Source organism: Endobacter medicaginis, from assembly GCF_014192375.1.
GTDB lineage: Bacteria > Pseudomonadota > Alphaproteobacteria > Acetobacterales > Acetobacteraceae > Endobacter > Endobacter medicaginis.
Genome location: NZ_JACHXV010000033.1, coordinates 1 through 9,621 on the forward strand (window position 1 = coordinate 1; position 9,621 = coordinate 9,621).

10 protein-coding genes are annotated in these 9,621 nt (G+C 62.6%); 8 read left to right on the forward strand and 2 right to left on the reverse strand.

What is annotated here, in order from left to right; genetic code table 11:
- Positions 1-286 precede the first annotated feature (286 nt).
- The 8 genes from FHR90_RS16310 to FHR90_RS16345 all read left to right on the forward strand — a co-directional run bounded on the left by FHR90_RS16310 (position 287) and on the right by FHR90_RS16345 (position 7,038).
- A complete protein-coding gene (locus FHR90_RS16310; RefSeq protein ID WP_176622841.1) occupies positions 287-1,333 on the forward strand; it encodes a hypothetical protein in 1,047 nt (348 codons plus the stop codon).
- Between the two features lie 64 nt (positions 1,334-1,397).
- Positions 1,398-2,813: a glycine-rich domain-containing protein gene (locus tag FHR90_RS16315; RefSeq protein WP_176622843.1), complete on the forward strand. Its 1,416-nt coding sequence runs from the start codon at positions 1,398-1,400 to the stop codon at positions 2,811-2,813.
- Positions 2,814-3,052: 239 nt separating this feature from the next.
- Complete coding sequence (locus FHR90_RS16320) at positions 3,053-3,526, forward strand: hypothetical protein (protein WP_176622845.1); 474 nt, start codon at positions 3,053-3,055, stop codon at positions 3,524-3,526.
- Between the two features lie 64 nt (positions 3,527-3,590).
- Entirely contained in the window at positions 3,591-3,923 is a 333-nt protein-coding gene (locus tag FHR90_RS16325) for a hypothetical protein (RefSeq protein WP_176622847.1), read from the forward strand.
- Between the two features lie 162 nt (positions 3,924-4,085).
- Positions 4,086-5,390: a hypothetical protein gene (locus FHR90_RS16330; RefSeq protein WP_176622850.1), complete on the forward strand. Its 1,305-nt coding sequence runs from the start codon at positions 4,086-4,088 to the stop codon at positions 5,388-5,390.
- Positions 5,387-5,542 carry a helix-turn-helix domain-containing protein gene (locus FHR90_RS16335; protein ID WP_176622852.1) on the forward strand — a complete coding sequence of 52 codons (156 nt, stop codon included), beginning with the start codon at positions 5,387-5,389 and terminating at the stop codon, positions 5,540-5,542. Before FHR90_RS16330 ends, FHR90_RS16335 begins: the two co-directional genes overlap by 4 nt.
- A gap of 242 nt (positions 5,543-5,784) precedes the next feature.
- Positions 5,785-6,411: a glycoside hydrolase family 108 protein gene (locus FHR90_RS16340; protein ID WP_176622854.1), complete on the forward strand. Its 627-nt coding sequence runs from the start codon at positions 5,785-5,787 to the stop codon at positions 6,409-6,411.
- Positions 6,412-6,678: 267 nt separating this feature from the next.
- Positions 6,679-7,038, forward strand: coding sequence for a hypothetical protein (locus FHR90_RS16345; protein WP_176622856.1), 360 nt, complete (start codon positions 6,679-6,681; stop codon positions 7,036-7,038).
- A 233-nt stretch (positions 7,039-7,271) separates the two neighbouring features.
- Here FHR90_RS16345 and FHR90_RS16350 read toward each other — a convergent pair whose 3' ends face one another.
- Complete coding sequence (locus FHR90_RS16350; RefSeq protein ID WP_176622858.1) at positions 7,272-7,445, reverse strand: hypothetical protein; 174 nt, start codon at positions 7,443-7,445, stop codon at positions 7,272-7,274.
- A 370-nt stretch (positions 7,446-7,815) separates the two neighbouring features.
- Positions 7,816-9,621, reverse strand: a 1,806-nt coding sequence (locus FHR90_RS16355; protein WP_221188296.1) for a DEAD/DEAH box helicase, incomplete at its 5' end; no start/stop codon positions are given.

Genomic DNA, 9,621 nt, shown 5'->3' on the forward strand with positions numbered 1-9,621 from the left:
GGCCACCGGCCGCAATCCGCGCCGCGCAGCTTCCACTCGCGGCCGTCGCCGCGTAGGCTTCAGATCGGTGTCTCACAATCTGCGGGCGGTACACCCCGTTCCAGCTTTTTGTCACAGCATTCCGCCCCGCCGCCGGGTCCGCGTTCACCGCGACTGACGCGCAGATTCAGGCCGCCGTAGTCAGTGTGCTGCCGGCTGCGGTCGTCGCGTGGATTCGAATCGTCGACCCGAGCGCGATTGGCAGTCTGCTCGATATCAATTTCTATCTCGATAAAAGCACACTGGCATGACGTACAATCCGAACTTCGTAGCCGGCTCGATACTGCACGCCGCTGATTTGAACGGCGCATTCAACGCCGTGGAATCAGATATCAGCGCGAACACGTCCGCGATTGCAGCCGTTCAAACCACCGCGTCCGCTGCCAATGCCGCCGCCAGCGCTGCATCTGCCGCCGCCGCAGCAGCCCAGGCGACAGCGAATGCCGCGGTGCCGTCGTCGGCGCTCGGGGTCTCCGTGGCGACGCTGTCGGGAGGGTCGCTGCCAGTTTCGCAGCTGCCGTCGTCCGGTATCGTCACCAGCATCAACGGCAAAACGGGCGCTGTGACGTCGTCGCCGGCGGACTATCAGCTTGCCGTCGATACAAGTTCGCCGAAGCCGGTGCTGAACACATTCACGCTGCTGACGAGCTCTGCATACCCGCCCGTCGCCGGCTCGCTGACGGATGCTGGCGATTGCCTGCTGCTGTCAAACGTTTCGAATTCCGGCTACAACAGCTCGTACAAATTCACCGCGGTCGGCGCATTCAAGGCTATTCGCAGCATCGACCAGGTCGTCATGGTCTGTGAGCCTGACCCGAATTGGTCGGTAAACGGAAACAACGGTAGCTTGACCTACGGACCTCAGCTGGGCCTCGGTCTGCTGTTGAGTTCTGGCACCAAAATCTACTGCCCGCTCGGTGTATTCATGTCTACCGGAGGCAATTATTTCTGGACAGGCGGATACGGCCAGCAGGGCACTCAGTCCGGCTCAAATCTGAACGCCGCAGACTGCACGAACGGCGGAACAGCGTCTGCCATGAAGTTCCTGGCACTGAAGCGGCTCTGGTTCCGGGTGTCCGGTATCCAGTCCGGCAATCTCGTGGTCTCCGGCTCGGTAGACGGGCGCATTTGGTACCAGGGACCCGGTACATCGCAGACCGGCATTTCGGGCATCAGCCACGTCGGATTCTACGGAATCTGTGCAACCAGTGTGTCGCCGCCCGTTCCGAACGTGAGCAAAATCATCGGCTGGGCGCAGTTCGACAGCTCCGGCAACGCCATCACCGCCTACTAAAACCCCAATTACCCGACACCCCTGACGCCACCTCGGCGCCGGGCCCATTCTTGCGAGCACGCCCGTGGACAGAACCATCGTTTACCCGTCTGCGCTGCCAGCGGACACCGATATCCTGCAGCCCCAGAGGGACACCGCGACCGCCGTTGGCTTCCTGACCGCTGCTGCTATCGGGCCCGGGCGCGCCGACGGATTCGGTACCGTGCAAGTGCCCGGCTCGATGTCCGTGTCGGTCGGAAACGGCAGCGTGACGACATACGGCGTTGTTGACTCGAACGCGTTCGGGTCGCTGCCTGCTGATTCAACACCGATTGTGAAAACAGGAATCATCAGGACGTCGACGATTTTGCAGACGCCGGCTCCGACGTCGAACGGTCAGTCCATCAATTACCTGGTTCAGGTCGCATACGCTGAGAGCGACGCGTCGCCGTCGGTACTTCAGTACTACAATGCCGCCAACCCCGTTCAGCAGTACTCAGGTCCTGGCGGTGCCGGCGGCTCACAGAACACCCGCCGGCTGCAGACCGTTCTGGTGAGCGCGAAGGCCGGTGCGTCCGCATCGACCGGCTCGCAGGTAACACCGTCGCCGGACAGCGGCTATCTCGGCGTTTTCGTTGTCACAGCTACGAACGGCAGCAGCACGCTGACAATCGGGCCGTACAACGGCGGCGCCTCGATGGTCGGCGACAAATTGCCGGTCACAAATCAGAAATTGGCCGCCCTGACGGCATCTGTCGCCGGAATCCCGGCACAAGTTTCCGCGAACACCACCGCCATCAGCACCAACACCAGCAATATCTCGACCCTGCAGACCCAGGTCGCCGCGAACACCTCGGGCCTGGCGACGGCGAACCAGAAAATCGCCGCTATCCAATCCGGTGTGTCGCACATGGCCAATTGGGCCGCGGCGGGCTCGTACACGTTCACCGTCCCGGCCAACGTCAGCATCCTGAAAGTGACCGTGGTCGGTGGTGGCGGCGGGGGCGGGGGCGGCACGACCTCCAACGGCGGCGGCGGTGGTGGCGCGGGCGGCACGGCCTGGGGCTACGTCCCGGTGTCTCCCGGCGCGCAGTACACGGTCACCGTCGGTGCATCCGGCGCAGGCGGAAACTCAGGCGGCGATGGCGTCGCCGGCGGCAGCTCCAGTTTCAGCAATCTGTTGTCGGCCTCGGGCGGCAGTGGTGGCTCTGGCGGCGCGAATACGTTGGCCGGCGGCGTTGGTGGCACGGGCTATCTCGCGAACTCCGGTGTGAATTCGGGCGTCGTGCTCGCTGGCGGCTACGGCGGCGATGGCCTAAGCGGCTCCACGGCAGCAGGCACCGGCGGCACGAGCTCTGAAGGCGGCGGGTCACGCGGCAACAAGGCCTCAGGATTCCTCGGCCAAGGCGCGCTGGGCTCGGGCGGTGGCGGCGGGTATGGCACCTCGTCGCCTGCGGGCGGTGCGGCTGGTATCGTCGGCATCGTCAGCGTCGAGTACTGATGTCGTGAAGCCCAGGCCGTAATCGAATTTATGCGCGCTGGCCGATTTGTACGCGTTTTAATGCATCCGTACGCGAATTTTCGCAGAACGGCCGGTTTGTACGCGTTTTAGTGCGGCAAATCGGTTTGCGGGCGTTTTCAGCGCGGAAATCTCCCGCAGGCATATTTCATCGCCGGAATGCCATTTCGTCGCTGTACGCCCGTTTCTGTGCGTCGTGTTTTTTCTGAGAGACCCCCAAAATGGACGATATCGACGTGCCAGGCCCGGCGCGAACATACGCGCTTGTCGAAAACGCGCTGGTGATGCAGCTCGTCCAGAGCTCGACGCCGATATCCGAGCTGTTCGTGCCCGGCATGCCCTGGCGCGATATCAGCGATTTATCGCCCCAACCGCAGGTCGGCTGGAGCTACACGCCGGCAACTGACACTGCCGCCGAATCATACAGTCCGCCTGTGATTGCGCCGCTGACGAGCATCACAGGGGCCGCGTTCCTGGCGCTTCTGACGAGCGATGAGCTCACGGCGATTACGAAAATCGCAATCGGCGATGCCGGCACGCTGGCATGGCTGCTCAGCCTGTCGATGGCCGGTTCCATGGTTCAGCTCGACGACCCGGCGCTGAAATCCCGGCTCGATGCGCTGGTGTCCGCCGGCGCCCTGACCGCCGACCGCGAGAGCGTGCTGCTGGCCGACGGCGTGACAACAGCGAACTGAGAATGAAACTGCGGCGTCGGCTCCTCGGCATCGTGAAACCATAGATTATAGCGAGACATCTACGATGCCCGACACCAACGACCCGCGCCGCGATGATGAATCCGGCGGCCCATTCCACCTCAGACGCGGTATCGACGTTGCCCTGGCACTCACGCTCGCCGGGCAGCTGATAGCCGGCACGTGGTACGCGAGCGCCGCGAACGCGAGGCTGACGGTCACTGAGTCCAAGGCGACCAGTAACGAAACTCGCATTACGGCACTGGAGAAGTCTCAAAACGATATTCAGATGAAGATTGCGAACAGCCTCACAGACATCAGCGTGCGGCTCGCGAAAATCGAGACCCATCTCGCGGATTCAGACCGAACGGCAACCCCAACGACGATTATCGCGAAATAATAGCGGAAATCGATGCTTTTTTCTTGACTTCTGCCATCGCTATGCTGCAAACTCAGAAGTGAAACTCATCTGAACGGTGAGAATAACAAGAAGCGTAGGGGAAGCGTGATGAACAGGGGACAAGTTACACTACAGGACTACTCAGCGCAAGAGCTCGATGCGGTGCATGAGCAGCTCGGCGGCTGGGACGCGGTTGCGGCGCATCTCGGTGTCAGCGGTCGCACGCTCAGCAGATATCGGGCTGGGCTGTCGTCGGTCCAGGCATCGGTCGAGCAGGTTTCTGCGCCGGCTCCGGTGGTGTCGAACGACCTGACGGACCTGGTCGCGAAATTGGCGGCGGCGATGTCCGCGCAGTCGGCGGCTACACAGCAACTGCTGCTGAAAATCTCCGGGAATGGCGCGGTTATCGAGCCGGTCCGGAAGCCGGTGACCCAGAAGCCGGTGGCGGCACAGCGGCCCGTTCCGGCAGCTCAGTCTGCCAAAGCCGACGTCCCTGTTTTTGACCGCATTCAGTCTGCGAAGCGCAAGGCGGACCGTCATCATCCGACTGACCAGAAGGGCCTGAACAGCGAATACGTCGGTCCGCTGGGCGATGGTCGGCCGTATGCCGGTGAGATTTTCGGCGTCAGCAAGCGTCGCCATGCGCGTGTATCAGCGTCAGCATCAACCCGCCCGAGGACGACCTTGGTCATCGGCGACAGTCATTTTCATCCCGGGCTCATCGAGAAGACGAGCCGCTGCATGATGCTCGCGTCGCTGCACGCGGTCGCCATCAGACCCGAGCACATCGTTCATATCGGAGATGGGTCAGACTGGGCATCGCTTTGCCGGCATACGCGGAACGACACCTGGAAAGCGCGCGAAAAGCCGAGCTTGAACCAGGACCTGCAGTGCTTCCGTGAAAACTGGACGGTGCTGAATCAGGCGCTGGATGAACACGGAATCGCGAACGGAAAGCGCCATTATTGCTGGGGTAATCACGATGCCTGGATTTCCACGTTCGAGGATTCGACGCCTGAACTCAAGGGGCTGGCGTCAGGTGAGCTGAAGGAAATCCTGCGCGTCGCCGGGTGGACCGACACGGATTACGGTGAGTATTACTGGATTGGCGGGGTCGCCTACGTCCATGTGCCGCTGAATATCATGGCACGCCCAGCCGGCGGTCAGACTGCTGAGAACACGATAGCTCTGCAGAGCACGCGGGACACTGTATTCGGTCATACGCACCGCCACGCAGTTGGCCGTCGCCCGAAATTCGACGGCGTCGTCACGACCGCAGTGAACGCCGGCTCCTGCATGCCCGAGCTGTATGTCGGGGAATACGCGCAGCTCACCCAGGGCCGGGCACTCGACTATGGCGTCCTTGAGGTCGTTGATTTCGACGGGCGCATCCAGTCGTTCAGGTTCGTGACCATGCGTGAGCTGGAGGCGAGATACGGCGCCGAGGCCGACCGGAGGCTCGCATGAGAACCTCGGTCGACAAAGCCCGCATTATCCAACTGCACCTCCAGCATCTCGATGCCGCGACGATAGCCGAGCGCCTTGGATGCAGCCGCCGCGCCGTGCATCTGGCCATCCAGCAGTGGTCAGCCGCCCAGACAGCTGAGCAGGCATCGTGAACCCGCAGCGTCCGCCGCACCCGGCCATCCGGCTGCACGAGCACGATGCGCTGTCGATTTCCGATATCGCAGCTCGGTTGCGGACCCCGCCGGACGACGTGTCAGCGATTCTGAAACGCCACCGCGACGCCGAGGCAGACCGACAGTTCAAACGAGCGGTCTCGCGACTCCGATTACGCACACAGCAATTCTCCTGACAGCGGCACCCGAGTGGGTGCCGTTTTCATTTCAGGGCACCACACATGACTAGTTTCGATACCTGCCTGGCATTCACGTGGCGCCCCGAAAACGACGGCCAGCCGATGCACACCACAGCCGGCGACCGCGGCGGGGCAACGTCGTGGGGCGTGACAATCGGCACCTATACCGCCTGGCGCCGGGGTCATGGACGGCCGGTGCCGACGGTAGCGGACCTGCAAGCTGCACCGAAATCTGAGCTGGCACAGCTATATGCTGAGGAATTCTGGAATCCGATTTCCGCGGCCCGACTGCCGGTCGGGGTGGACCTGATGACGTTCGATTTCGGCGTGACCTCGGGTGTCGGGACGTCAGCCCGGCTGCTGCAGGAGACACTGCAAGTGACCGTGGACGGCCGCATCGGCCCCGGAACCCTGGCAGCAGCCCTGTCCGCCGACCGCATCACGCTCATCCGAAATCTCGCTGCCCGGCATGAGCAGTACTACCGGTCGCTGACCGATTTTCCCCGTTTCGGCCGCGGCTGGCTGCGTCGCAATGCCGACCGATTGACCGCCGCCCTGGCATCTCAGCCGGCCGACACCACCACGCCGGCGAATACGAACCTGGCCGCCGCCGGGACAGCGAAATCCGGAATCTTGGGAGAGCTGCGCGATGCGATTTCATCTATCTGAGCGCCTGCGCAGAGTGCGGTTTTCTCACCGTGCGCGGGATGTTCTGCTGCATCAGCTGAGTCAGAAAAGCACTGTCGTCGCACTGCTGAACGCTGTCGTGCTGCTCATCGGCTGGCATGCGGACCCGTCGAAAATCGATGCCGTCGGTCTCCTGCTGTCAGTCATCGACACCGTGATTCTGGCACTTGTGCAAGAGCGCCCTGGCCCCGGCTGCCCACCACCGCCGCCGCCTGACGACACATGCGCGCCGAGCCCGGGAGACCCTTCATGACCATCATCGCAACCCTGCTGGCCTCTAAGCTCGCACGCCGCATCATCGCCGGCATCGTCATCCTGCTGACCATCGCCGGCCTGGTGTTCGCCGCGCATCACGAGCACCAGCGTGCACTGTCCGCGGAATCCAAAATCAGTGCCGCGCAGGCCGAGACCGCCGCCATCCGCGCCCAGGCCGCCGCCTCGATTACCGCGCTGGAATCAGTCTCCGCTCGCACATCTGCCCGCAACGCCATCACAGGACACATTCGAGATGAGATTCATGCCGCCCCGCCCAGCTCCAGCTGTGCTGATTCTCCTGCTGTCAGGGCTTTGCTTGCAGGGCTGCGGGAACGGTCCGCCGGCGCGCATTGATGTGCCGGCCTCGCTGTTGACGTGTGCGGCTGAGCCCGCGGTGCCGTCAGATGGGCTGACTGATGCGGCGTTGGCGGAGTATGTGCTGAAGCTGGTCGACGCCGGCGATGATTGCCGGGTCAGGTTGCAGGCGGTGGCTGGCGTGCTGGCAGCGCAGAAACCCAGATAGATACGAAGAACCCCGGGTTGCCAGCGATGGCGCCCGGGGTCCTTTTGCGTTTTCGGGTCCTGAATCAGGCCGATTTCGTGCGCTGCAGTGTATTTAGTCCGGCGCCCGACACCGCGAACTCAATCGGCACGTCGGCCAGCCTCGGCAACTCCATCCACCATCTGAAAGCTAAGGCCCGGATTTGCCGGCGGTTGGTATCGGCATCAATGCGCATCTCGGCATCGTGCAGCGCGTCCACTATGTCCCGAATCCGCACGCCGGCGAATCCGAGGAGCCGCGCTTCATCAATCCAGATTTCGCTGTTGCGCTCCGACCACGACAGCTCGATGCGGGTCGGTCGACGCCCGACCTATCTGTTGAACTTGTCGAGTTCAGGGTCCTGCAGATGGGTTTCGACATACAGCCGGCTGCGCGGGTCATCGTAGTGTGCCCAGTCGCCAGGCTGGGTGTGATTTGCCTGAACGAAATACCTGGCGCCGTATTTGTCGCCGGCGCGGGCTGCGTGTGAGCGGGGTTTTGTGGCGGTCGTAGGCATGGTTGTCTCCATGATTGCTGTTGTTTTCGGGCAGGTGACCCGGCGGCATGGTGACCGCCGGGGGTGGGTTGCGTCAGTCCAGCCAGCTGAGGGCGTCGTCTGCGTCGTCGACGGCCGCCGGGGTCGAGTCCAGAGCAGCCGCCAGAATCTTCTGCTTGGCTACCAGCCGCTTCGCAATCAGCAGGTCGATGCTGCCCTCCAGCACGGCGTGCTGCACCAGCACCGAGTTCTGCTGGCCCAGGCGATGCGCACGGTCCTCGGCCTGGCTCATGGCCGCCGGGGTCCAGTCCAGCTCGGCAAAAATCACGTGCGATGACGCGGTGAGCGTGAGCCCGACGCCGGCGGCTTGGATATTGCCGATAAAAACCCGGATGCCGGGGTCGTTCTGGAATCGGTCCACGATTCCCTGCCGGCGCTCTGGCGGCACATCACCTGTGATGGTCACCACCCCCAACTCCCCCAGGCCAGTTTCCAGGGCAGAGATGACGTCCTTGTGGTGGGCAAACACGAGGACTTTGCCTCCCTCGGCAGCATCTCGGGCCAGCTCGACGACCGCATCCACCTTGGCCAGCGCGGTATCGTGCCTGATTCGAGAAATCTCTGTGAACGCAGCCTGCACATCGGCTCGCTTGCGCTCAAGCTCTTCCCGATAAGCCGAGTTCGCATCTCCACCCGAGGCCTTCAGGGCAGCAAGCGCGGCCTTGGCTGCTCTGGCCTTAGCGAGGATTTTGCCCTCTGCCGCAATGGCCTTGCGGGCAGCGGGAGTATCGGCCGGCAGCTCAATCAGCTGGCGCACTTTTTCGGGCAAGTCCTTCAGCACATCCGATTTCATCCGGCGAACCATGATGGTCGAGCGGAGCCGCTCCTGGAGAGCCGCAAGATTCGACGCGCCCGAGAAATCCCAGCCGAACCTGGTTTTGTGGCCATTGCAGTAGGCCCGACCGTAGTCGAAAAAGTTCGGGAATTGCCGAGGTGACAGAGAATTCAGCAGGGTGAACGCCTCTGCAGGGCGGCTCATAATCGGCGTGCCGGTGAGATACAGCCTGCGGCGGGCCTTGATGCCCGATACCTCCTCGCCGGACTTGGTGCGCCCGCCGAGAATCTGAAGCGTGCGCTTGGCATCGCGGCTCTTCACATACTGAGCCTCATCGAGAATCAGCATGTCCCATTCAGCGGCCCTGATGGCTGCGGCGGTCGGTGTATTCCTGCTGAAAATATCGTAGGTGGCAATTGCGATATTACAGTCTGCGGCCGGCATCGCCTTCGTAGTCGTGAACCCGATTGTCAGCTCCCGGCTACCGAACCGCTCAATCTCGCGCTGCCAGTTTCTGGTCAACGATGCGGGGCAGATAATGAGGATGCGATTCAGACTGCTATCGAGATTCAGCACCCCGATAGCCTGAGCCGTTTTGCCGAGGCCCATGTCGTCGGCCAGGAGCACATTCTCGCGGCCGGCGGCGTATGCGATGCCGGCGAGCTGGTATGGCATGAACTCCAGGCCGCTGCCGCAGGGTACCTCGATATCGGCCGACGTGGCGTGCGATGCCGCAATCTGGATGGCGGCCGCCGCTTTCCGTGCTGCCGCCGCGGCCTGCTGAGCCTCCATGCGCATATTGATGATGGCCAGGGTGGCCTCGTCGACCTCGGCGAGTTCAGCAACTGCCTGCGCCCGCGAGGCGGAGTTCGAATACCAGCGGCTGATGCTTGAGTCCCATTTGAAGCCCGCTTCGCGGGCTGTAGCGCCCTCCGCATATACTGTTTTCAGCAGAAACTGCTGAGTGGATTTGTCGAAAGTCAAAATCATGGCCGTTTCTCCCTGTGTTGGTTGCACCGGCAGCCAGATTTCCCCTCCGCATTGCCCTGCTATTACAGGATGGCA

Coding starts and splice junctions, on each gene's coding strand:
- FHR90_RS16340 (WP_176622854.1), top strand. CDS start 5,785: ATGACTAGTTTCGATACCTGCCTGGCATTCACGTGGCGCCCCGAAAAC.
- FHR90_RS16335 (WP_176622852.1), top strand. CDS start 5,387: ATGAGAACCTCGGTCGACAAAGCCCGCATTATCCAACTGCACCTCCAG.
- FHR90_RS16345 (WP_176622856.1), top strand. CDS start 6,679: ATGACCATCATCGCAACCCTGCTGGCCTCTAAGCTCGCACGCCGCATC.
- FHR90_RS16310 (WP_176622841.1), top strand. CDS start 287: ATGACGTACAATCCGAACTTCGTAGCCGGCTCGATACTGCACGCCGCT.
- FHR90_RS16325 (WP_176622847.1), top strand. CDS start 3,591: ATGCCCGACACCAACGACCCGCGCCGCGATGATGAATCCGGCGGCCCA.
- FHR90_RS16320 (WP_176622845.1), top strand. CDS start 3,053: ATGGACGATATCGACGTGCCAGGCCCGGCGCGAACATACGCGCTTGTC.